General features: G+C 29.9%; 15 protein-coding genes and 1 tRNA gene. All 16 read left to right on the top strand.

From position 1 onward, the window contains the following. The 16 genes from H0I27_RS15545 (at position 1) to H0I27_RS15470 (ending at position 24,677) form a co-directional block, all read left to right on the top strand. Positions 1-840 (top strand): hypothetical protein, encoded by an 840-nt coding sequence (locus H0I27_RS15545; RefSeq protein WP_218731569.1) that lies wholly within the window; start codon positions 1-3, stop codon positions 838-840. A gap of 1,242 nt (positions 841-2,082) precedes the next feature. Beyond that, positions 2,083-2,155 (top strand) — tRNA-Met (locus H0I27_RS15540). 51 nt (positions 2,156-2,206) lie between these two features. After that, positions 2,207-3,730, top strand: coding sequence for a site-specific integrase (locus tag H0I27_RS15535; protein WP_218731567.1), 1,524 nt, complete (start codon positions 2,207-2,209; stop codon positions 3,728-3,730). Then, the gene (locus tag H0I27_RS15530; RefSeq protein ID WP_218731565.1) at positions 3,731-4,381 is read left to right on the top strand and encodes a hypothetical protein; all 651 of its coding nucleotides are present in this window, start codon (positions 3,731-3,733) and stop codon (positions 4,379-4,381) included. It abuts the gene before it with no gap. A gap of 269 nt (positions 4,382-4,650) precedes the next feature. Further along, positions 4,651-7,902 carry a type I restriction-modification system endonuclease gene (gene hsdR / locus H0I27_RS15525; RefSeq protein WP_218731564.1) on the top strand — a complete coding sequence of 1,084 codons (3,252 nt, stop codon included), beginning with the start codon at positions 4,651-4,653 and terminating at the stop codon, positions 7,900-7,902. Beyond that, a complete protein-coding gene (locus H0I27_RS15520; RefSeq protein WP_218731562.1) occupies positions 7,895-9,385 on the top strand; it encodes a DUF262 domain-containing protein in 1,491 nt (496 codons plus the stop codon). Before hsdR ends, H0I27_RS15520 begins: the two co-directional genes overlap by 8 nt. A 3-nt stretch (positions 9,386-9,388) precedes the next feature. Further along, positions 9,389-11,416: a DUF262 domain-containing protein gene (locus H0I27_RS15515; protein WP_218731561.1), complete on the top strand. Its 2,028-nt coding sequence runs from the start codon at positions 9,389-9,391 to the stop codon at positions 11,414-11,416. 11 nt (positions 11,417-11,427) lie between these two features. Beyond that, on the top strand, positions 11,428-12,831 hold the full coding sequence (locus H0I27_RS15510; RefSeq protein ID WP_218731559.1) for an N-6 DNA methylase: 1,404 nt from the start codon (positions 11,428-11,430) through the stop codon (positions 12,829-12,831). Continuing rightward, positions 12,832-14,421 (top strand): restriction endonuclease subunit S, encoded by a 1,590-nt coding sequence (locus tag H0I27_RS15505; protein ID WP_218731558.1) that lies wholly within the window; start codon positions 12,832-12,834, stop codon positions 14,419-14,421. It begins immediately after the preceding gene. After that, a complete protein-coding gene (locus H0I27_RS15500) occupies positions 14,418-15,971 on the top strand; it encodes a restriction system-associated AAA family ATPase (RefSeq protein WP_218731556.1) in 1,554 nt (517 codons plus the stop codon). Before H0I27_RS15505 ends, H0I27_RS15500 begins: the two co-directional genes overlap by 4 nt. 67 nt (positions 15,972-16,038) lie before the next feature. Further along, positions 16,039-17,100, top strand: a complete 1,062-nt coding sequence (locus H0I27_RS15495; RefSeq protein WP_218731555.1) for a hypothetical protein — start codon at positions 16,039-16,041, stop codon at positions 17,098-17,100. A 109-nt stretch (positions 17,101-17,209) separates the two neighbouring features. Then, positions 17,210-17,713, top strand: coding sequence for a hypothetical protein (locus H0I27_RS15490; protein ID WP_218731553.1), 504 nt, complete (start codon positions 17,210-17,212; stop codon positions 17,711-17,713). Positions 17,714-17,721: 8 nt separating this feature from the next. Further along, on the top strand, positions 17,722-19,008 hold the full coding sequence (locus H0I27_RS15485; protein WP_218731551.1) for a hypothetical protein: 1,287 nt from the start codon (positions 17,722-17,724) through the stop codon (positions 19,006-19,008). 203 nt (positions 19,009-19,211) lie between these two features. After that, positions 19,212-20,348, top strand: a complete 1,137-nt coding sequence (locus H0I27_RS15480; protein ID WP_218731549.1) for a reverse transcriptase family protein — start codon at positions 19,212-19,214, stop codon at positions 20,346-20,348. Positions 20,349-20,396: 48 nt separating this feature from the next. Further along, positions 20,397-23,438, top strand: a complete 3,042-nt coding sequence (locus tag H0I27_RS15475; protein ID WP_218731547.1) for an EVE domain-containing protein — start codon at positions 20,397-20,399, stop codon at positions 23,436-23,438. Next, complete coding sequence (locus H0I27_RS15470; RefSeq protein ID WP_218731545.1) at positions 23,439-24,677, top strand: McrC family protein; 1,239 nt, start codon at positions 23,439-23,441, stop codon at positions 24,675-24,677. Positions 24,678-25,006 lie beyond the last annotated feature (329 nt).

The raw sequence follows: 25,006 nt of genomic DNA, 5'->3' as shown, positions 1-25,006 counted from the left end.
ATGGCAAATCCAATAGTAGAACAAATTAATGAAGAGCTAAAAACTTTACAAGATGAGTTAACACAGTTTAAGTCTAATGTAGATTATCTAAACAATGCTAAAACACTTGTAAAAGAAGCCATTGCATCCGTTAATTATTCTGAGGTAAATTTTGATAAAAAAATTTCAGAATTAAAAAGAACATATAATTCTTTTATAAATCTTTCAGATAAAGTTACTTCAGTAGTTTTAAAACTTGACACAATCAATTTTCCTGAAAGATTAGATGGTATAGAGATATCTGTAAAAGAAACAATAACAAATCTAAATGAGATAAAAAAAGCAACGTTAGATGAGTTAAAGAAAGCTTCTGAAATAATAACAAAAGCCGATTTTGATGGTAAATTTAAAAACCTGCAAACAACCGTTGATTCTTCTGTAAAGTCAAATAAAGAATTGTTAGAAACTTTTGAGAAACAGAGAATAGGTGAGAAAATTGAGTGTTTTGAAAAGTCAATTTCAAAAAGAATTCACGAATCATATAAGGAGGTTACAAATAAAACCAATCAAATATCAACTGTAACAGCTAAATCAATACACGATTTAAATTTAACAATTCGCATTGATAAACTAGATGTTAACATTGCCGGAATCCTGTCTTCAGTTCAAAACGTTTCTAGCAGAATCGATATAGTAGAAAGAAATATAGGTGATAAGCTTAAGGAAACAGCAGATAAGCAATTAAACCTAATTTCCTTGCTGGATAAAAAATTAGAATCTATAGAAAAAAAACAAAAAATAAATACTTATATAACTTGGGTTATAATAATTATAGTCGGTGTAATTATAAAAGTTCTATAAATAATAAAGAAGAATTAAAAAATGCTAGAAAAATTTATTGCACGGATACCATAAGAATTAAAAGAAAAATCTGGATCAGTTTTTTCTCTGGTAAAAATGTATTCAAAAGATAAAAAGAGTTAGCCATTTTAGACTTAAATCCTGGTGGTTCAGAAGTTTTATAGAAAACGGTAACAATTTCTTGGTAACCCGCTTGCGCAGTTTTAGAATCCGTGCCCATTTCAATGATGAAATTTCAAACTATTTTCATAATCTTTTTTTAGAGATTACATTTGCAGCTTTCCTGTGTCGATACACTATGCTTACACGATTTGCAAATCCGCGTTAAAGTTGTCTAAAGAAACATATCCGTGTGATCTGGGATAATCTAAATATTAAATACTCTTTGTAAGCCACAAAACACAAAATTAAATTTAGTACAAAAGCAATTAACTTCTGTGGTTTATATAAATCCATGCTTCCTCTGCATAGTTGGTTTTATGTCACAATAGTTGTAGCCTAAGCACAATAAAAAAAGCAAAGAGCCATTGCCAACGCTCAAACAACTATTTCGCCATAAAACCAACCCAATCTAAGTTACATAATAGTTGTTATACTGCTCTTCCGTAAAAACTCCAGGCACTATAACGCCATTATGTAAAATAGCCGCTTCCAGCCGCATAAAAAGAAACTTAAAACAATAATTAAACTATTCAAAAATTCTCAAAATTAATAGAAGCTTTTATCAACTTAAAATTCTTTAGCTTTTAATTTATATTGAGTACTTTTTATGGCTCATACTTTTTACTTAATAGTTGTTAAATTATAATACTTAATTTCATTTGTAAAAGAATAATTTTAAAGAGTCATTATTGTTTAATAATCACTAAATTGCAATAAGAAAATATAATAATAATCTGAACTAAACTGAACACGTTTTAGAACACGATTTAAATAATAAAAAGGTTAAAATTCAGTAAGTCAAAGATTTACTTGAACTCATAACCCGAAGGTCACTGGTTCGAGTCCAGTTCCCGCTACTAAGTAAAGAGTAATCAGCAATGATTACTCTTTTTTTTTTACTTTAATTTTTATTTTGAAAGTTGATTTTTTGTTGATAATAGGTCAATAAAAAATATATTTATAATTTTTATTAAAAAAGAGCGCAATTCTCTAATTAAGTTGTATATTTGCCGCCGGAAATAACGGGTCGATTTTATGATTCGAAAGTTAAAAGCTAAGTTGTTGTTTTTGAAACAATATCGCGGGATAGAGCAGTAGGTAGCTCGTCGGGCTCATAACCCGAAGGTCACTGGTTCGAGTCCAGTTCCCGCTACTACTTTAAATCATTATAAAACAACAGTTTAGTTCGCTAAACTGTTTTTTTATGCAATCAATTCTCGAATTCATTACCTTTACTTCCAAAATTGAACACGATTTGGAACACGATTCAAAAGTTTTACCACTTTTTTCACCCCCAAAAATTTATACTGCAAATGGAGACCTCTCTAAGCGCTGGTATGTGTATTTTTCATTTAAAGTTCCAGAAACAGGAAAAATGAAACGTATGGGGAATATTTATGGAAAAGTGAACAATTACAAAACCAAAGAAGCACGGTTGACTATTTTAACTTCATACAGAAAAAATTTACTTTTTTTATTGAAGAAAGGATTTAATCCGTTTGAAGATAATGCTATTTTACATCAAAAATTGAAAGATCCTTTTTTGAAAGAAGCACCGAAGAAAAAAGCTAAAGAAGAAGTTTTAAAAGAAGAGGGAGTCCCAAGTTATTTAAATGATGCTATAAAGTCAGCAGTAAAAGAAGCTATAGATGAACATGCAATTGTTTTAGGAGTAGAAAGTGGCGGCGGTAAAACGAAAAGCATTGCTAAGGAAGAGAAAAGCATTACAAATGACGATAAAAGTATTGCTGATGATAATAAAACAATTGCAAATGATGATAAAACAATTGCAAATGATAATAAAACAATTGCAAAAGTTAAATATGATGTAATTTCTATTACAAAAGCTTTTGATCTTGCCTTAGAATTAAAAGAAAAAGAAGTAAGTGAAAGGACGATTAGTGACTATAGAAGAAAGAGTAATAAGTTTATTGCGTGGATGGAGGTAAATTATCCTGATAAGAAGCATGTAAAAAGTATTGATAGAAAAGATGTAATAGAGTATTTAAATACCATTCTTTTAAGAACAAGTGCAAGAAGTAGAAATAATTATAGAACAGAGTTAGGGAGTTTGTTTCAGGTATTAAAAGACAATGAATTGGTGGATGAAAACTATATTCAATCCATACCAATTTTAGCATCAAAACCTAAAAGACATAAAACATACTCTTTAGAAGAACAAAAAAAGATATTTAAATATTTAGAAAAAGAAGATCCTCATTTATTGTTATTTATAAAGTTTGTTTCTTATTGTTTTATAAGACCTATTGAAGTTTGTAGAATAAAAATAAAAGACATTAATGTTGAGGAAAGAAGGATTCAGTATAAAGCAAAAACGAGTGCTAAGAAAACAAAAATAATTCCTGATATCTTATGGGAAGTATTACCAGATTTATCAGAATTAGATAAAGAATCATATTTGTTTACCCCTAAAACAATAGGTGCTTTTTGGGATGCGAAAGAGATTAATAGAAGAGATCATTTTTCTAAGCGCTTTTCAAGTGTTGTAAAAGAGCAATTTGGATTGACAGAGGATCATGGGATTTATAGTTTTAGACATACATTTATTTCTAAATTGTATCGAAAATTAAGAGAAAAAGCAACTCCTTTTGAAGCGAAAAGTAGTTTGATGTTAATTACAGGCCATACTTCTATGGTTTCGTTAGAAAAGTATTTACGAGATATTGATGCGGAATTACCAGAAGATTACTCTAAATTATTTGAATAAATGTCAGAAAAACAACCAAAGCAACACGAAATTTATAATGAGTTAAGGGATAGGGCTTCTTATCCTCTTTTATTGTATGTTTCTAAAAGTTTAGTAGAGGACGAAGTTGATGACGAGCAAAAGAAAAACACCGAATGGTTGTTTGATCGGTTAATTGTTGCCAAAGCTAAAGAGGTTGTTAGTTATGTCGATGTGCAGGATGATACCATGGAGATGTTGAGAAAAGGTGGTGAGTTAAGAGCGAATCTTTTTGATTTGGTAGATTATTACGCAACATTAAAGGAGGCACAGTTTAATTTTTTATACAATAATTATCTAAACCATATACTTGGAATGAAGTGTTGGTGTGATGAGATGGTTAAAGATGTAGAAAATGGAACGAATGAATTTTATAAAAAATACATTACCTATTTTAACTTGCAGGCAGATCTGTATGCACAGCATCAAAAAGATCTTGCAGAAACTTTTCCTGATGAAAATGGTGAGATAAAAATAGAAGTGAATATCCGTTCTTTTGTTGTTGATAATTTCTCGATGATCAAAAAAGAAATCAATACAATTGAAAAAGAATCTACAAAAAAGAAATATTTAATTACAGATGAGGAGTCTCGTAATTATTTATTGGAAAAAGTTTTTGGTGTTGATTTGTAGATGAATCACCTTGGAAAAATAAAATAGAGGACATTTTGCGTTAATTGTACGTATGATTAACGCATAATTGAGTCAAATTTAAAACGTTATCATAAAATTAATAATTTATCACCTAATTATTTGGGAGATTTCTTTATTTCGATTTGATTTTGGTGTATTTTAAAATAAGTCATTATCTAGAGGGCTTTTTATGATAGAATTACGGAAATCCATAATACTATTCCAATTCATTTGGCTATTTTTAAGGTTCAAAAAAAGAAAAAGTAGTTATGAGGTTAAAGTCGAACTTTAGGTTTCTCCAAGAAAACTATAAAGAGCTATTTCCATTAGTTTTATTAGCTGAACAAAATTGTTACAAAGATCCTAGTACCACCCTAGCAAAACTTAGAATTCTTACAGAAAAACTAGCAAGAATTTTAATTGATTTTGAACAACTTGAAGAGCCTTTGGACGGTAGGCAAGTAAGTCGATTAACAATGTTGTCTAACTATTCAGATACACCGTCTGAGATTATTTCTATTTTCCATGCCATAAGAAAATCGGGTAATAAAGCCTCACATTCAGGTGAAGGAACACGAGCGGAGGCAAGATACATGTTAAGGCAAGCCTATTACTTAACAAAATGGTTTGTTGAAGTTTATGAAGAAGAAGATTTTGTTCCTGATTATATCACTCCAGAAGAGTCTTGGTTTTTAGAAGATAACAATAGAGCAAAGGAATTAGAAGAAGAATTAGCGGTTTTAAAAAAAGAAATAAATACTTACAAAGAGCAAATTCTTAAGCAAACACAACTTTCTGAAGAAGCAAAACAAAAACGAAAAGAACGTGCTTTCGTAAAAGCTAAAAAAACGGAAGAAACAGAAGTTGAAACCAGAGATCGAATTGACAAACAATTACGAGATGCTGGTTGGGAATGTGATACACTGACAATTAATTTTAAATCGGAAAAGACACTTCCTCAAAAAGGAAGATATATGGCGATAGCCGAATGGAGATGTGATACAAAATGGGCAGATTATGCTTTATTTAATGGCTTAGAATTAATTGGTATTGTAGAAGCTAAAAAACACATTAAAAATGTAATGAGCGATTTAGGGCAAGCAAAAACGTATAGTCAACTTGTAAATACAAATCATAATATTACTTTTCCGTTACATCCAAATAGTAGTGATTACAAAGTGCCATTTACTTTTGCTACAAATGGTAGATCTTATCTAGAGCAGTTTAAATCTGCATCTGGTATTTGGTTTTGGGATGCACGGAATAAAAAAAATATAGCAAGACCTTTACCTGATTGGTTTTCACCAAAAGATTTAATTGAAAAACTCAATTATGATGAAAATGAGGGTATTAAAAAACTAGAAAAAACAGACTACGATTTATTAGAAGATAAGAGTGGTTTAAGTTTAAGGGAATATCAAATAGAGGCAATTAAAGCCGTAGAACATAAAATACTAACCAATAAAGAAGATAGACGCGCTTTGTTAGCGATGGCAACAGGAACGGGTAAAACAAGAACCATGATTGGTATGTGTTATCGTTTAATTGCTTCAGGGAGATTTAGACGTATTTTATTTTTGGTAGATAGAAGAATGTTAGGTAAACAGGCTTCAGATGCTTTTAAAGAAGTACATATAGAAGGGTTACAAACGTTTGCTCAAATATATGATTTACAAGATTTAGAAGATAAGGCGGCAGAATTAGATACCAAAATTCACTTTGCAACCGTGCAAGGTATGGTGCAACGTATTGCCTATTCTGATGATTCTCCAAGTGTTGGAGATTATGATTGTATAGTAGTAGATGAAGCACATAGAGGATATACTTTAGATAAAGAAATGGATGAGGAAGAATTTATTCTTCGTGATCAATTAGATTTTCAGAGTAAATACAGAATGGTGTTAGATTATTTTGATGCCTATCGCATTGGGTTAACGGCAACACCTGCATTACATACTAGAGATATTTTTGGGGATCCAGTTTTTACGTACTCTTATAGAAAAGCAGTTGTAGAGGGGTATTTGATAGACTTTGAACCTCCTTATGTTTTTCAAACTACCTTGTCTAAAGATGGTATTGTTTGGGAAAAAGGAGATGAAGTAAAAATATACGATCCTGAAGAAAATGAAATCAAAGATTTAGGAGTTACTGATGATGAAATTAAAGTAGAAATAACAGGTTTTAATCGTAAAGTAATTACTGAAAATTTTAATAGAGTCATATTAAACGAATTGATTTCTACCTATGGGATTTTACCAGAAAATAAGGACAAAACCTTAATTTTTGCAGCTACAAATATTCATGCAGATACCATTGTAAGGTTGATGAAGGAAGAGCTTGTAGAATTAGGTGAAGATGTAGATGATGATGCAATTGTTAAAATAACTGGAGAGGTTTATAATAGAGAAGACTTGCTTCGTAAATTTAAAAACGATCAATACCCAAGTATTGTGGTTACAGTAGATTTGTTAACAACAGGAATAGATGTGCCAAGTATTTCTAATTTGGTCTTTTTACGAAGAGTAAATTCTCGTATTTTATATGACCAAATGGTGGGGAGAGCAACAAGGCGTTGTGATGAAATAGGAAAAGAAGTTTTTAAAATTTACGATTGTGTTGGAGTTACCGAAATTATGTCAAAAGAGCAGGTGATGAAACCTGTTGCTCCATTAGTAACAAAAACCTTTGCTAATTTAGTAGAAGAATTTGCAATCATTAAAGATGAATATACTAAAGAAGCAAAACTAGATAGAATTATAGCCAAGGTACAGCGTAAGTTCTCGGGTTTCAATCAGGAGCAAAAGGAACGATTTAGTGTCTTAACAGGAGAACCGACAGCAAGAGACTTTGCTAAAAAGTTAAAAGCTACAGATGTTCAAAACTTGAATCAATCTTTCTCTAATTATGGACACTTATGGGAGTTTTTAGATAGAGAAAAAGGAAAGGCTTTAAACTATAGTACCTTATATAGTGATCATGAAGATAGGGTTGAAGAAATCTCTAGAGCGTATGAGAAAAACCTAAAACCTAAAGATTATTTAGACTCCTTTACAGAGTTTATCAGAAATAATAGAAATGAAATTGCAGCATTAAACATTGTGTGTACAAAACCAAGCAGTTTAACACGTTCAGATTTAAAAGAGCTGCGTTTGGTGTTAGATATTGAAGGCTTTAACAAGAATCAATTAAATGCAGCTTTTAAAGAAGTAACCAATACAGAGATAATTGCAGACATTATTGCACACGTTCGTACTTGTGCTTTAGGCGAAGATTTAGTGTCTCATAAAGAACGCATTTCAAAAGCCTTAGCAAAATTGAAAACTTCGCATAACTGGAATCAAATTCAATTAAAATGGTTAGATAAAATAGAAGCACAGTTGCAAAGAGAATCTATAATTACTTTAGAAGATTTAAACAAACCACCTTTTAGTGTTGATGGTGGACTAAGAAAATTAGACAAAGTGTTTAAAAATGAAACTGCTGAAATTATTAAAGAATTGAACGATTATTTGTATGCATAATAATAATAATATAGCTGTTGAGCAAGAGTTTGTTAATAAAATAGATCCCAAGGTGCAGACTGTTAGGGATTTAATTTGTTTAGAAAATTTAACTATACCAGAGTATCAAAGACCCTATAAATGGCAGTCTAAAAATGTAAAACAGCTTATAGAAGATGTTCTTTTGCATAAAGAGAAATCTGCATATAGAATTGGTACCGTTGTAATATATGATAAGTCTAAAGATATATATACAGATCAAGAAGTAACAAAAAAAGACTACTTCCATATTGTAGATGGACAACAAAGACTTATAACCTTAACTTTGATTGCTTATAGTTTACTTAACGAGCCAAACACAAAAGAAATTGCAGAAAAAATAATAACAGGTAGTCAATTAAGTCTACTTAAGGTGAAATTTACAAGTGATATTACTAAAAATAATATGGCTTTAAATTATGATATTATTAAAAGAGAAATATCCCATTTTACTGTAGATGAAATTAAGTTTTTCTTTAATAAATGTGAATTGATTTGTATTACGCTTACAGATATTTCTGAGGCATTTCAATTTTTTGATTCTCAAAATGATAGAGGAAAAGGTTTAGATCCCCACGATTTATTAAAAGCATTTCATTTAAGAGAAATGTCTTCACTTAATGAATTAGAAAAAGCAGCTTGCATTAAAGATTGGGAAGAGAAAGAAGATCGCGAATTACAAGATCTATTTAGTAATTATTTATTTAGAGTAAGACGTTGGTCTAAACGTAAACAAGGTAGGTATTTAAACAGTAATAATGCTTCCACTTTTAAAGGTGTAACCTTAGATGATTCTTTAAATTATCCTTACGCTTATCCTTTAAGAATTAATAATGTATTTACAGATGAGTTTAACACCCATTTACATCGTAAAATTGACTTAAATATAAAGCCCTATCCGTTTCAAATAGACCAAGTCATTATTAATGGAAAACGTTTTTTCGAAATGATTGCTTTTTATCAATATAAAGTGAATCAGATAAAACAGACACACAATATAATTAACATTAAAAACGAAAAAGGGAGGTTTGTAAAAGGTACTATTGATAAAAAAGACTTATTAGAAAAACTTCAATTCTTAGAGGTGAAATCAGAAAAAGATATTGTGTATAGAATTTTTGAAACCTTAGCCAGTTATATCGGTAGAAATAGAACAGGAGATAAATATGTCAGAAATATTTTTGATTGTGCTTTGTTATATTATATAGATAAATTTGGTAATAAAAATTTAGACAAAGTTTTAGTTAAACTATTTGTTTGGGCGTATTCTTTAAGACTAACAAGTAAAGCAGTACAATTGGCTTCAGCAGATAACCATGCTGTTGTGTGGAATAGTGTTTTTAATGTAATTAGAGAAGCTACTCAACCTAAAGAAGTCTATAATATTGATCTTGGTAAGATAGAAATTCAATCAACCAATACAAAAAAAATTGAAACTCTTTTTACAGAATTAAAATACATTTAAGCTATGGCTAAAGAACCAATAGAACTAAGTATAGGTAGTATTTTTAGCCCAAAAGATTATTCTCAATTAGAAAAATATGTAATACCAAGATATCAACGTAATTATGCCTGGACAGAGCCGCATATAAAACAGCTTATTCAGGATATTTTAGATTTTTCAGAGATAAATTCTAAGAATTATTATTTAGGAAGTTTAGTCGTATATGAAAGAAAAGAAGAAGGGAAAACGTTTTTTGAAACTATAGATGGTCAACAAAGATTAACAACTTTAAATATCTTGTTTTCAGTATTAAAAAACGAATTTAATAAAATTGAGAGTAATTTTAAAATTAATCTGAGGTATGACAGTAGGCCAAAATCAACTTATAGCTTAGACTATTTTTTTAATTATGATAAAGAAATTGACTTTATAAATAATACAAAAGGATTAAATACACGCATTAAAGCTGCTTATCATATTATAACTAACGAATTAAATACTATTCAGGAAAATAGAGGACAAGAGGTCTTAAATAATTTTGTGTCTTACCTTAAAAATTCTGTTAAATTATTACGGGTTCCTGTACCTGAAGATACAGATTTAAATCATTATTTTGAAATAATGAATAGTCGTGGGGAACAGTTAGAAAAACATGAGGTTTTAAAGGCAAATATGTTAGATGTTTTTAAAAATGACGATAAAAGCACTCACGTTTTTAATACTATTTGGGAGGCTTGTGCTAACATGGAAAAATATGTGCAATATGGTTTTTCTACTCATAAAGACAAAAATAATAATCAAAGTATTAGAAATCTTATTTTTGGTAACGATTGGACAGGTTTTAACCCAACAGACTTTAATGAGGTTTTAAACTGTTTTGGTACTGTTTCCGATGAAAGTAACGACCCCACAATGTTATCTATTTTGATTGACACTAAGGGTGATGCTTCTAAAAATAAAGAAAATAAAGAAGGACAAGAACGTTTTACTACTGTAATAAATTATTCTAATTTTTTATTACATGTTTTAAGAATCTTAATTAATAAATCAAATAAATATTTCATAAACGAAAAATTAAAAGATGTGCCTTTAGATGATAAAAGGTTATTAGATACATTCAAATTATTCTTAGAGAATAAAGCAATTAATAAAATAGAATTTGTAGAAGATTTTGGTTTTCATTTATTAAAACTTAAAAGTAAATATGATAAATATATTATTAAAAGAGATGGATTAGATGATAAATGGAGTTTAAAAGAACTTAAAGTAGAGAGTTCTCCTCAATACAATAATACTTTTTCAAAAAATAATCAGAAAGTTATTCTATTACTTTCTATGTTTCATGTTTCTGCACCAACATTAATTTATAAGCATTGGTTAAATGCAGCCCTAAACTATGTTTTATATATAGATGAAATAAAAGAAGCTGATTATATAAATTATTTAGAACGGTTAAGTGATGCGTATTTATATGATAATTTTTTAGCAGAAAAAGGAAAAAAAATAGAGTATTATGATATTATATATACCAATAAAGGTGAACGTAGTCTTTTTGATCATAATGCTATTGATACAATTTTAAATAACGGTACAAGTGTAGAAAACTTTATTTTTAATCGTTTAGATTATTTATTATTGCACCAATGGGAGGAGCAAAAAAACAGTATACAAGAAAAAGATAGAGATTATAAATTCTTCAACTCCAGTATAAAGAATTTCAATTTTTCATTTCGATCGTCTGTAGAACATTATTACCCACAAAATCCGCATAATAATGATGATAAATTAGATGACAAAGATTATAAATTTTTAAATAACTTTGGAAACTTATGCTTAATTAGCGGAAGTCAAAACTCTAAATTAAGTAACCTATTACCTGAAGGTAAAAAAAGTCATTATTCGCCAAATGATATCGAAAACGAAAGTGTAAAACAACGTTTAATGATGTGCTATACCGAGTGGGACAAATCAAATATTGAACATAAGGTAACAGACCATTCTCAAAAAATGAAAAATTTACTTTTAAGTACAACATCAAATATAAAAAACTAGAAAACATATAAATGGCATTATCCACACAAGAAATAGTAAACAAACTCTGGAATCTTTGTAACGTATTACGAGACGACGGAATCACGTATCACCAATACCTAAACGAATTGACGTTTATTCTGTTCCTTAAAATGGCAGAAGAAACCGACTATAACGATAAGTTACCAGAAGGCTACCGTTGGGAAGATTTAAAACTAAAAGAAGGAATTGAACTCGCTACTTTTTACCGAAAATTATTATTGCATTTAGGTACAGAAAGCACAGGTAAAATTCAGAAAATATACAACAACGCACAAACCAGTATTCAAGAACCAGCCAATCTGCGTAAAATTATAAAACATATTGATGAGCTAGATTGGTTCGAAGCCAAAGACGAAGGTTTAGGTGAAATGTACGAAGGCTTATTAGAAAAAAACGCTAGCGAAAAGAAATCTGGAGCAGGACAATATTTTACACCAAGACCATTAATTAATGTAATGGTGCGTTTAATGGATCCTAAAGTAGGAGAACGTTTAAACGACCCTGCTTGTGGAACCTATGGATTTATGATTGCTGCACATCATCATATTTTAAAGAATAATGATATTTATAATCTAAGCGAAGCTCAAAACAACCATTTACAAAACGAGCAATATTCGGGTTGTGAATTGGTAGGCGACACACATCGTTTAGCAATGATGAACGCTTTTTTACACGGAATGGGAGGAAACATCGCTTTAGGTGATTCTTTAAGTAGTTATGGTGAAAGCATTAAAAACATGGACTTAGTTTTAGCAAACCCACCATTTGGAACTAAAAAAGGAGGAGACAGGCCAACCAGAACCGACTTAGTCTATCCAACCTCTAACAAGCAACTCAATTTTTTACAAGGTATTTATAGAAGCTTGCATACAAGAAGAGGCGCAAGAGCAGCAGTAGTTTTACCAGATAATGTATTGTTTGAAGATGGCGACGGACAAAACGTACGTAAAGATTTGATGGAAAAATGCAACATACACACCATTTTGCGTTTACCAACAGGTATTTTTTACGCCGCAGGTGTAAAAACCAACGTGCTATTCTTTGAGCGTGGTACCACAGATAAAGCCAACACTAAAGACGTTTGGTTTTACGATATGCGTACCAATATGCCCAACTTTGGAAAACGTACACCCTTTACCGAAAGCTATTTTGCAGATTTCGAGAAAGCCTTCACTGCCAAAGACCGAAACAAAATTAAAGACGAACGCTTTAGCTGCATAACCAGAGAATTTATTGCTAAAAAGAACGACTCTCTAGATTTAGGCTTAATTGCAGATGATAGCATTACCAAAGCCGAAGACATTGGTGAACCTATAGATATTGCCAAAGAAGCCTTAACCGAATTAACCAGCATTACTAAAGAGTTAAATGCCATAATTAAAGCATTAAACTAGATGGGAAATAAGTTACCAAAAAATTGGATTTCATCAAGTATAGGAGAATTACTAGACGTGAATATGGGACAATCACCTCCAAGCTCATCTTATAATACAGATGGAATTGGTATTCCTTTTATGCAAGGGAAAACCGAATTTGGAGATTTGTATCCTGAAATAAGAAAATACACTACTGAACCAAAGAAAATAGTTCAAGCTGAAACAGTTCTGTTGTCAGTTCGTGCTCCGATAGGACCAACAAATGTTTCTCAAGCTGAATTATGTGTTGGAAGAGGATTAGCTGGCATATCTAGTAATGTATTACCATTAAATTTTCTTCTTTATTATTTACGTTCAATTGAAGATACTTTAGATGCTAAAGGAACAGGAACAACATTCAAAGCTATTTCTAAGGATAAATTATTAGAAACAAATTTCCCACTTCCACCACTAGCAGAACAACAACGCATTGTTGCCAAGTTAGACGAATTATTTGGGCATCTAGACAGCCTAAAAACCCGTTTAAACAACATACCACAAATCCTTAAAAACTTTAAACAGACGTTGTTAACCCAAGCGGTAACAGGTAAACTTACTGAGGAATGGCGTGTTGGGAAAGAGTTGGAAGAATGGAAAGAAATTACAGTTGGGGAGTTTATGATTGAGGTGAAAAATAAAATGAATCCAATGGAATCAGATGCTACAAATTATATAGGGTTAGAGCATCTTCTAAAGGATGGAGGAGTCATTAATAAGTCAACTTCTGAAGATCTTAAAAGTTCTAAAACAGTTTTTAAAAAAGGTGATGTTTTATACGGAAAATTGAGACCATATTTAAATAAACATGACGTTGTTACTTTTGATGGTGTTTGCTCCACAGATATTTTAGTATATAGAAATGATTTTGAAGATTCTTCATATTTCTTTAATTATTATTTAGGAACTGAGAGTTTTATTCAAAAAGCAAATTCTGAGTCTAAAGGTATAAATCTTCCAAGAGTTTCATCAAAAACTATTAATCAATTCAGTATTGCTGTTCCACCAAAAGAGGAACAAACTGAAATCGTAAAACGTGTAAAATACTTATTTGCGAACGCAGATACCATAGGTGTCCAATACCAAAGCTTAAAAACAAATATAGACAGCCTGCCACAAGCTATTTTAGCCAAAGCGTTTAAAGGTGAATTGGTGGAGCAATTAGATACAGATGGTGACGCAAGAGATTTGTTAAAAGAAATTCAAGCGCTAAAAGCTGTCGCAGCACCTAAAAAGAAAGAAAACACCTTAACAAAGACAAAATCAAAAAGAAAAATTGATAAAGGAAAAACAAAAGTTATAGCTAAAGTGCCTGTAAAAGGGACAGTGAAGGCAGAAACAATAAAACAATTTGGTATTGAAGCAAATTTAATGTGGCTTCATCTTAAAACTAATGTTGGTTTAAAAAAATTCACTTTTGATCAAGTTGATTTACCACCAAAATATAGTTATGACAGATTTAAAGAGGAATTATTTGAGCTTTTGGATGAGTGTAGAAAATTAGAAAAAGGGCCTCGATTAGTACAATCATACGCAGATGGTCATATTTCATATCAAATAAAATTGAAATGAAACTGATTCATTTTTCATATAACGACCCATATAGCCATCACCCAATCAATGGGTTTGATGAAAATTTAAGAAATATTCATTTTATTAAAAAGGGACTGAATCCAATTTGCTTGGTTGGTATAAATGGCTCTGGTAAATCTAAATTGCTAGAATGTATTGCAGAAGTATTCGAATATCTTACTGGACGATATACAGATTTTCTTAAAGACCCAGGAACTACAACTATTCAGTTTAGAATTGATTATATATTCAAGCTATCGAAAGGAGATAGTTATGTGAGATTTGTACAAAATCAAACAAAAGGCAAACCAGATTGTTTTATTGGAAAAGATGAAGATTCTTTAGTAGGAGAAAAAGACGATTCAAAAATAAGAGCAGTTTTACCTGAAATAGTCCTTGGATACTCATCTGGAGAAAACGAATCTCTAAGCCAATGGTTTCATCCTTATGTAGATGAATACGGAAAATATTTTAATGATTTTAGAAAGGGTGCTGTAACAAAAAAATTACCTGACTTGCCACATATGCTTTGGGTTGACTTTAGCATGAACAAATTAGTATTTATTGCTAACTCAGTATTTAGTCTTGATGCAGATTCCAAATGGAACAATATAATAAAAGAAGTTAATACAACTGCTCTGAGGTCTTTTCGAATTATTATAAAACTTAAACCAAAGAAAGGACCATCTAAAGGAATAATTGCAGCAAAAGAACAACTAGATATAATTGAAACGTTAAAAAGATGTAGTTCGTCATCTCACGATGCCAAGGACAGAGAACAATCGCTAGTCCTTGACTATTATTACTCAGAAGCTACCTATAAAGCTTTTAAGAAGAATTTTAATTCTGCATTTGGGTTATACACGGCATTATTTAAATTAGATACATTGAATCTTATCGTTATCCAATCTGAATTAGATGAAGTAAACAAAATAAAAAAAGAAACAGGGGAGACTTTACCAAGACCTGTACTAATAGAAACTCAAAAGGCAATAGGCTTCTTTGGATTAAAAATGCACCATAAAAGCAAATCAGTGGTTCAGTATTCAAACTTAAGTGATGGCGAACACCAATTCTTGCACATTTTTGGAGCTTTGAACATGATTCAAAGCAAGAATGTTTTGTTCTTGTTGGATGAGCCAGAAACACACTTTAATCCACAATGGAGATCGGCTTTTATATCAAATATGGATAGTATCGCAAAAAAACGAGAGCAAGAGTATTTGATAACAACGCATTCGCCGTTTCTTCTTTCAGATTCAAGAAGCGAGAATGTATTTGTTTTTGAAAAGTCAGCGAATAAAATTAAAATAACTCAACCAGATATAGAAACTTATGGCTCAGCTGTAGAACTTTTATTAAAAGTAGCTTTTGGTGTAGCGCCTCCTGTTGCTTTAAAATCCAGCAAGGAATTAAAGAGTCTAGTTACTAGAAAAAATGTAACGATAGAAGCCCTTGAAGCAGGAATAAATAAATATGGGGATTCAATTCAAAAGTTTGATTTGTACCAAAGAATAAGGGATTTTAAGAAAGAGCAAAAGAAAGAGTAGAATGTTAGAATCTTGCACACATATCACTCACAAGGCAAATAATTTGCATCTATTCTTTTGTAATTATTTGGAGAACATTAAAGATTTACCAAAGAATACAGAATTTATTAGTACACATTGTCCTGATAAGGCATTAGCTGTTCCTTTTTCTAAAATTGAAACAGACGGTTCTCTAACAAAATTACACAAACTTGTAAAAGAGTTTCAAAAGAGTCTTCTAGACCTTTCAAGCCCAGATCGTAAAACGTACTTAAAGATTTTTGAAGATACAAATCAAGTAAATAAATTATTTAAAAGACCTAGTAAAGCTATTAGAAAAGATGATTATCCTGGGAAAACAGGAGATACCACTCATAAGTTATTGGTTGAGATGTTTACTAATACATTTGGATTAACAGCTTTTGATATTAAAGGACATTACAAAAAACTTTATGATTCCAAAAAAGATAGTTGGTGTCCATTTTGTGGAATGGAAAAATACAAGGTACCTGAAAGAATTAAACAAGATTATGATCACCTATTGTCTAAAAAGGATTATCCTGCTGCAGCTGTTAACTTGAATAATCTTATTCCAATGGGGATAGATTGTAATAGAATATATAAAAAGGATGATGACATTTTATTTGATAAAAAAAATAATAAAAGAAGAACAGCTGTTCATCCATATTCAGAGACAATAAAGCCTATTCTAACTCTAAAAGGAAGTAAAGTGGGCGTTGATAAGAACGCTAGAACTTGGAAGGTTAGTTTTACACCAAAGAATCAAAAAGTTGCAACTTGGAATGATTTATTTAATATTTCCGATAGGTGTAGAGAGGATTTTCTTGAAAAAAGACCTAAATCCTCTCAAGAAACGGAATATGATACATTTTTAGAAATGTTGATTAAGTTGTGTCGAAGAGAGAAGAGTAGGTATGAAATTAGATCTAGTACAATAGGTGACTGGACTGAAGTTAATCTAGATACATATTTGGAGGATAATATAGATGTTTTAAAAGACTATTACTACAAGGATAGGAACATGTTAAAAAGTGCGATTTATGATTTCTTAAAAGATCATTCCGATTCAGATTATAAAGAAACTTTATTAGATAGGATAAATGTCAATTTAAAAAGGGGAATCTCATGAATTTTTGAATTAACAGATTAAAATAAATATTTTACCAGAAGATTTATTAATAGGTATTGTATTAGTGTAGAAGGTAGAATAATTAACCGATTTAAAAAAAACAAGGTCAATGAATGATAAAAGAAAACAACTGTGTTTAAATTATTTAAAGGCTCAAAAAGCATTTTTAGATATTGCTAATGATGATGAAGTATTACGTGGTAAGGATAACATTATAGGTAGAATAGGAGAAGCTATCGCTCATTTTTTTTTAGAGCAAATAGGTAGGTATCCAAAAGTTATTAAAAAGCAATCTAACCCTAGTTATGATATTACTTGTAAGAATGGAGCAAAAAGAGTTTCAGTAAAAATGATTACTTCAGAAAATAAAACAGGTAACACTTCAAAAATTCATTCTAAATGGGACGAATTAATAGGAATTGAGTTAGGTGAAGATTTTAAAATATTAAAATTAGGAATTATAAATAAAGAGAACTTTGATAAAGAACAAACCAAAAGAAACAAAAGTTTAACTCCTAGTTTTAGCAGAGCCAAACTTAAAGAAAATGGTGTATTTAATATAACAGGTAGAGTTTACGATAAAAAGGACTTAGAAAAGTATAATTTGATTTAAGTATAAAAATGGCTCATCAATTTACATTTAATGAACAAACAATAATTAAAGTTGGTAATTTATTACCTCGCTTAAAGTATGCAGTAGAGCCAATTAAAGTTATTAAATGGCTTGAAAACTTTGATGAAGATGAAGTTGATTCTGCTATTGATTTATTAAGAGTATATGAGTATATACCTTTTAATGAGTTTATGTTTAGGTTAAATGATTTATTAGGTCAGATTTTAAAAAAGATACCTAGAGGTGAAAAAATTATAATTTTTCCTTACGGGAAAGTAGGCAAAAGTGGTACTTTAGTAACTTATCCATTAAGAAATACTAAAGTTTTTAGAGATAGAAATAAAGATAAAATAAAAGGAGTAAAAGAAGAAGATAAAGATATTTTATTGACTCATGATTTTGATAACATAAAGAACCCAAAAAATTATAAGCATTTTATATTTATTGACGATTTTATAGGTAGCGGAAAATCTTTTTGCAAAGTGTATTCTAAATCTAATTCTATTCAACAATGGATAAAAGATAATGATATAGATAATGTCTACTTATTATCTACTATTATTATGTCTGAAGGTGAAAAGTATATTAAAGATCGTTTTTCAAATATCCAAATAGAATCCGAAGTAAGAAATAAGATTTTTGACAAAACCTTATCGCCTCTAAATATTTTTGGAAATACTGTAGATATTGAGAATATAGCAGTCAAACATGGTAAACGAATAAATAGAAGAGAACCTGCTGGTTTTGGTAGTAGTCAGTCATTAGTTTCTTATTTTCATAGCACTCCAAATAACACATTACCCATTATTTGGTCTGAAAATAAAAAGTGGAATCCATTATTTCCTAGATTTGCAGGTATTAGAATGGATGAAGCTCGTGAATTTAAACAAGAAATAGCATTCTATATTGGTATTTGCAACAAATTAAAGATTGATCTATTTACTGGAAAATCAATAATTAAAAAGCATCAGGATAAGCTTGTTCGAGAAATAAAACATAATAATAAACTAGATCATTCCGTAATCGCATTGTTGTTCCTAAAGAAGCAAGGTTATGATAACATTATTATTAATCATTTACTTGGCTTAACTAGATCAGAACTTTATAACATATACATTGAAGCAATAAAATTAGATTTTTTAAATAATCAATACGAAATAACCGCTTATGGCACAGAGTTTTTGAAAGAATTAAAAAAAAGAACAAAACCAGAAAATTTCAAAAAAGAGACAAAACACAGTTTAAGAGTAAAAAATGAATTTTATATACCAGTACAATTTAATGGAATGACATAGTTTATTGTTAGCAAATAACCCTAGTACGGTTTTCTCAGTGTAGTTCATTGAGAATTAGTAAAGCTACTTGATAATATAATCTATATGTTATCAATAATATGATTAAAGACTAAACTAAATCTAAGTCAGTTAGATTTATTTGATTCTTCAATCACATTTTCAAGAATATTTAATTTAACATTCAAGAAAGAGTAACAATAACTATGTCATTTTCATTTAAACAATTTGAAATAGAAGCTAAAAAGCAAGAAAAGTCGCAAGAGTTTATCGATGCTTGTTTAGTTTATGCTAAAAAACTAACACAAAATGATTATCCAGTAACATTTTCGTTAGAACATTTAGCTATGCAAATTGGTATTCAATCAGATTACCTTAGAAACTTAATTGGAGATGATAAAAATGGTATTACAAACAATTACGAGCATAAATACAAACGGTATAACTATTTTAAATTAAAAAAAAGACATGGTGGTTTTAGAGAGATAATGTCGCCAGCTAAAGATTTAAAATTCATCCAAAAATGGATCTTAGTAAATATTTTAAGTAAATATAAATTAGCAGATAGCTGTAAAGGTTTTAGAAAAGGGATTTCTATTTTTCATAATGCTAATGTTCATGAAAACTCTGAATTAATTTTAAAAGTTGACCTTTTAAAATTCTATGATACAATTACAGAAAAACGTGTTTATGGAGTATTTAAATCACTTGGATATGCTAAGAACTTATCCTATTCATTAGCTAAAATTACTACAGCAAAACATAGAGATAAATATTGGAGAAATTTTGATGATGATTCTAAAGAGAGATTAAAGGAATTGGTTATGGCAAAACCTCCTATTTTACCACAAGGAGCTCCAACTAGTCCTATGCTATCTAATATACTAGCAACAAAAATGGATTACAGGTTTGAAGCATTATCAAAAACTCAAAATTGTAGATATTCTAGGTATGCCGATGATATGACTTTTTCAATAACTAAAGAAGGTAAGTTACCTTCTTTGAAACTAATTACAAAAATAATATCTGATGAAGGTTTTTTTATTAATGATAAAAAAACAAGATACATGAAGAAAGGCTGTAAACAGTATGTAACTGGATTAACAACTACAAACGGCACCAATGTTTCTAAAAAATATAGGAAGGAAATTTCAGAACATATTTATTATTGCAGAAAGCATGGAGTAGATGGACATTTAGAGAGGCGAGTTGATTTTTCTGGTTATAACAATATTAAGTTTCATAACTGGTTATATGGTCATTTATGCTTTATAAAATCAGTTAATGAAGAAGCTAGTAAAAAAATGCTCGATAGTTTTAATAAAATAAATTGGTATATATAGTTATTTAAAACACTTAAATTTTTGTGAATAATTAGAAAATGAAAAAAAATGCTATTTGAAAAAGTAAATAAAGAACACATAATACAAGGAATTAAAGATTTTGGAGAAAAAGGAATACCTAAAGGTTTTGGGGCTTCATCAACATACGATTTAGTTTATAACGGTATACATTACCCTCCAAAGACAATTATGGCGTATGCAAACTTTCATGCAGAAGGAAGAACTATAGAACCCTATTTTAAAGGTGGTTTGAATACGGATTGTTTTAACGTCTTCGAAAAACTTCAATTTAATGTCATTAAAAAGCAGTTAACAGATCCTATATTTCAAATTCAAGTATCTAAAACTACAGACGGCAATTTTTTAACAGCACAATTGCAAATTGTAAAAGGTGGCTATCAATTATTAAAAGGATCTTATATTTATAAAGAACCCAAACCTAGTTTTTTAATCCATTCTTATTATAAAATGAGAGTCAAATATGAAAACGAAGACTATTTTGAAGACTCTGATTATAGTAAATATGTAATTCTTAAAAAAAACATAACCTTTGATAAATCTTCTCCTGCCGCTGTTATAGTTCTTAACAGAGCAGCTAATGGAAAGCGTGAATGGAAATTAAAGGATGGTACTACGCTTGAAGAATTTGAAAACAAACAAGTAAAACCTTTAAAACAGATTAATTACTGGGTCTTTCAAGGGAATCCGAAGATTTATAATACTACAGCAGCACTAAAATCAGGACATTTAAAAAGTTGGAAAGTAGCAGCACATAAAGATAAAATAGCCATTGGAGATAAAGTTATTATTTGGCAAACAGGAAAAGATGCAGGTTGTTACGCACTTGCTGAGGTTACTTCAGAAGTAGGTGTTTTCGAGGAAGAAAAGTTTGAAGAACAATACTATATTGATAAATCAAATTCTTTAGCTACAGTTAGAGTGAAAATAAAAATTGAACATTCATTTGCAGATACCCCAATACTATGGAAAGATATTAAAAATAGAGCCATTTTTAGTAATTTTAAGGCAGGTAACCAAGGCACTAATTTTTCGGCAACAAAAGAAGAATATCAAGAATTAACAAACATGATCAATTCTAAAAACCTTAGTATTAATACAAAATTAAATTACTTAATTCAAGATTACAAAAGCGCTCTAATAAATGATAATTGGTTATATGTTGAATTGTATAAGTTTGAATGGGCAAATTGGTTAACTGAAAGAGTTGTTTTTGAAGAACAAACAGATGAAGAAATTTTAGAGCTATGTTTGGCTTCTCAGAATGAAAACTATACTGACTCTAAAGGCGTACAATTTATAAAACAGGGTGCTAGAGAAAAGCTTAGCAAGTACATTGGAATTGAAGATATTAAAATTTTTAGAGATTTTTATAATCGTATAGAATTAGAAAATATAGATTATTCTAATCGTAATATGAGTTTTCCTATTTTGTCTTGTTGGATGTCTGTTTTAGTTCCTAATTCAATTTTTCCAGCAAGCAGAACTTCATTTGCTGATATTATTAGAAAGGTTTTTGTAATAAAATTAAGGAGTAGTAATATTGATTTTGTCATTAATATGCAAAAACCAATGGAGACAATATGCAATGTATTATTAGAGAATAAGGAAGTTGTTGATTTTGTTAGTAAGCAATTGAATAAATCAGAATTATCGCAGTTAGATTTAAACTGGTTAACACAAGATTTTTTATTATTTATAGACAGACATCCAAATTTATTAAAGCCAATAACAGAAACTGTTGAAGAGGAAGAAGAACAATATATTATGCTTGAGAAAATGCCAACAAACCAAATTCTATACGGACCTCCAGGAACAGGGAAAACGTTTTATTTAAAAGATCAATTGTTTGATAGATATACTCTTAAAGAAAATGCGATTACCAAAGAAAAGTTTTTTGAAGATAAAATAACGAATTTAACTTGGTGGCAAGTAATAGCAATTGCACTTATTGAAAATGGAACGTCAAAAGTAAATGAGATTTTGGAGAATAGATGGGTGAAAACGAAAGCATCCTTATCAGAATCTAAAAATGTGAGAGCTACAATATGGGGAACGTTGCAAATGCACACGATAACTTCTTCAGAAAATGTAGCATATAAACAACGTCAAAATCCGTTAATTTTTGATAAGAATAATGATAAAATGTGGCAGTTACTTGAGGAAGAAACAAAAGAGCAAATTCCTGAAATATATGATATAATAGATGAGGTTAACAATTTTAAAAGCAATAATGAAACAGTTATAAAAAATTACGATTTCGTAACATTTCACCAATCTTTCGCTTATGAAGATTTTATAGAAGGAATCAAACCTGTTTTTCCTGAAACAGAAGAAGAAACTAAAGATTTAGGATATAAGATTGAAGATGGTGTTTTTAAAAAATTGTGTATAAAAGCGAAGAATGATCCTTCAAATAGATATGCAATTTTTATTGATGAAATTAATAGAGGAAATGTTTCTGCTATTTTTGGTGAGTTAATAACGCTTATTGAAACCGATAAACGAAGTGGCGCTAAAAATGAAATGAGCATAAAGTTACCATATTCTAAAAAAGAATTTAGTGTGCCTTCTAACTTGGATATTTATGGTACCATGAATACCGCAGATCGTTCTGTAGAAGCATTAGATACTGCTTTAAGACGTCGTTTTGAGTTTAAAGAAATGATGCCAGATTATACTGTTATAGAAAATGAAGAAGTAGATTATATTAAGCTATCTGAAGTTTTAAAAAAGATAAACGAGCGTATAGAGTTATTAATAGATAGAGATCATGCCATTGGTCATTCGTACTTTTGTAAAGTAAATTCAGAAGAAAAACTAGCCAAAGCTTTTAATACTAAAATAGTGCCTTTATTGCAAGAGTATTTTTATGGTGATTATGGTAAAATAGGATTGGTGTTAGGAAAAGGATTTGTAGAAAAGGAAAAAAATGATGCTATCAATTTTGCTGATTTCTCGTATGAAAATTCAAATGATTTTAAAGCGCCTTCATACCTTCTAAAGCAAGTAAATGAAGATAATGTAATAGAAGCAGTTTTATCATTGTTAGGAAAAAAGCAAGCGGAATAATTGATAAGTAATAAGACAATATCGGTTTTTGAACACCAACGTTTATATGTTGGTGAGGAAGGTTTTAAGCAAGTACATTTAGATGCGCTATTAAAACTGAACGAATATCACGATGGTAATTATTTTGAACCTATTGCAAAAGGGATCAAATTTAATCAGTATGTTGGTGTAATTCAGGTAGATGGTTTAACTATTGAAATTCATCCAAAAGCAGATAAAGAGGATTCAGATACTAAATGGAAAGGTGTTTTATTAAAAATGTTACAAGCATGCGGAAAGCTTAAAGCGGAATCTTCTGGGGCAGCACATGTTAAAAGACAGCACCTTAATTTACTAGAAGTTTATTTTGAATTGTACTTATTAGAAGTAGAAAGTTTGGTTAGAAAAGGTTTGATTAAAAACTATAGAAAGCAGACACAAAATACAAAAGCATTAAAAGGTAAATTGGAATTTGCAGGACATATTCGAAAAAACATCGTCCATAAAGAACGCTTTTATACTATGCATCAAGTGTATGATAGTAATCACTTTTTACATCAAGTATTACAAAAAGCATTAATTATTGTTACTCAGTTTACAAGTGGAACTAGATTACAAGATTTAGCAAACAGAGTGCAGTTAAATTTTCCAGAAGTAGATCAAAAAACTATTACCGAAAAGCAACTGAATGAAGTTAGGTTAAATAGAAAATCTGTAGGATATGCGAATGCATTAGAGTTAGCGAGGTTAATTATTTTAAATTATTCACCCGATATTTCAAGTGGAAAAGAAAAGATGTTGTCTCTATTGTTTGATATGAATGAATTATGGGAAACTTATGTTTTAAAGCAGTTACAGAAGGCTTGTTTAGGAACTGATATAAAAGTGTCAGGACAAGAATCTAAATCCTTTTGGGGAGGTAATAGTTTAAGACCAGATGTTGTGTTACGTAAAGGTTCGCAAACATTTATAATCGATACAAAATGGAAAAGACCAAAAAACAATACCGCTTCAGTAAGTGATTTACGTCAAATGTATGCGTATTGTCGTTTTTGGGATGCAGAAAAAGCAATGTTATTGTATCCTGGAGATCCCCGAGAAAATAGTTTTAAATCGTACTTAACAGATGACTATATCTTGGATAAAGAAAATCATTCAGCAATAGAACATCAATGTAAAATGGGCTTTGTTTCTGTTTTAGAGGGAGGAAAGCTGGATGAGGTTTTAGGTGAGAAGGTGTTGTCATTATTAGTTTTGTGATTAAGAATTAAGTAAATAATAGAGGTTAAGCTAACAAATGTTTACCATATTTAGAATATGGTAAATAAATTACTTACCTGCATTCTAAAATAATGGGTATCAATTTGCCATTGTTAATGTCGTATATGTTGTATTGGTTTGATAGTGAGTGTGATAAGGGGTTTAAATCCCGTTCTCGCTACAAGTATAGTACAAAAAGTCAAGGTTTAGATCTTGGCTTTTTTTGTTTGGGTACAACAAATTGTTTTTTTTAATTCTTTACAACAAAAAACTACAAATTACCTTAATTGCTATTAATTAATGCAATAAGCTCTTTAAATAGCTTGATT

Origin of the sequence: Polaribacter sp. HaHaR_3_91, assembly GCF_019278525.1 — a bacterium.
GTDB lineage: Bacteria > Bacteroidota > Bacteroidia > Flavobacteriales > Flavobacteriaceae > Polaribacter.
This window is presented reverse-complemented; position numbering and strand designations above follow the sequence as displayed.

Bases quoted from the DNA above. Each gene is read 5' to 3' on its own strand.
- H0I27_RS15545 (WP_218731569.1), top strand. From the start codon at position 1: ATGGCAAATCCAATAGTAGAACAAATTAATGAAGAGCTAAAAACTTTA.
- H0I27_RS15535 (WP_218731567.1), top strand. From the start codon at position 2,207: ATGCAATCAATTCTCGAATTCATTACCTTTACTTCCAAAATTGAACAC.
- H0I27_RS15530 (WP_218731565.1), top strand. From the start codon at position 3,731: ATGTCAGAAAAACAACCAAAGCAACACGAAATTTATAATGAGTTAAGG.
- hsdR (WP_218731564.1), top strand. From the start codon at position 4,651: ATGAGGTTAAAGTCGAACTTTAGGTTTCTCCAAGAAAACTATAAAGAG.
- H0I27_RS15520 (WP_218731562.1), top strand. From the start codon at position 7,895: ATGCATAATAATAATAATATAGCTGTTGAGCAAGAGTTTGTTAATAAA.
- H0I27_RS15515 (WP_218731561.1), top strand. From the start codon at position 9,389: ATGGCTAAAGAACCAATAGAACTAAGTATAGGTAGTATTTTTAGCCCA.
- H0I27_RS15510 (WP_218731559.1), top strand. From the start codon at position 11,428: ATGGCATTATCCACACAAGAAATAGTAAACAAACTCTGGAATCTTTGT.
- H0I27_RS15505 (WP_218731558.1), top strand. From the start codon at position 12,832: ATGGGAAATAAGTTACCAAAAAATTGGATTTCATCAAGTATAGGAGAA.
- H0I27_RS15500 (WP_218731556.1), top strand. From the start codon at position 14,418: ATGAAACTGATTCATTTTTCATATAACGACCCATATAGCCATCACCCA.
- H0I27_RS15490 (WP_218731553.1), top strand. From the start codon at position 17,210: ATGAATGATAAAAGAAAACAACTGTGTTTAAATTATTTAAAGGCTCAA.
- H0I27_RS15485 (WP_218731551.1), top strand. From the start codon at position 17,722: ATGGCTCATCAATTTACATTTAATGAACAAACAATAATTAAAGTTGGT.
- H0I27_RS15480 (WP_218731549.1), top strand. From the start codon at position 19,212: ATGTCATTTTCATTTAAACAATTTGAAATAGAAGCTAAAAAGCAAGAA.
- H0I27_RS15475 (WP_218731547.1), top strand. From the start codon at position 20,397: ATGCTATTTGAAAAAGTAAATAAAGAACACATAATACAAGGAATTAAA.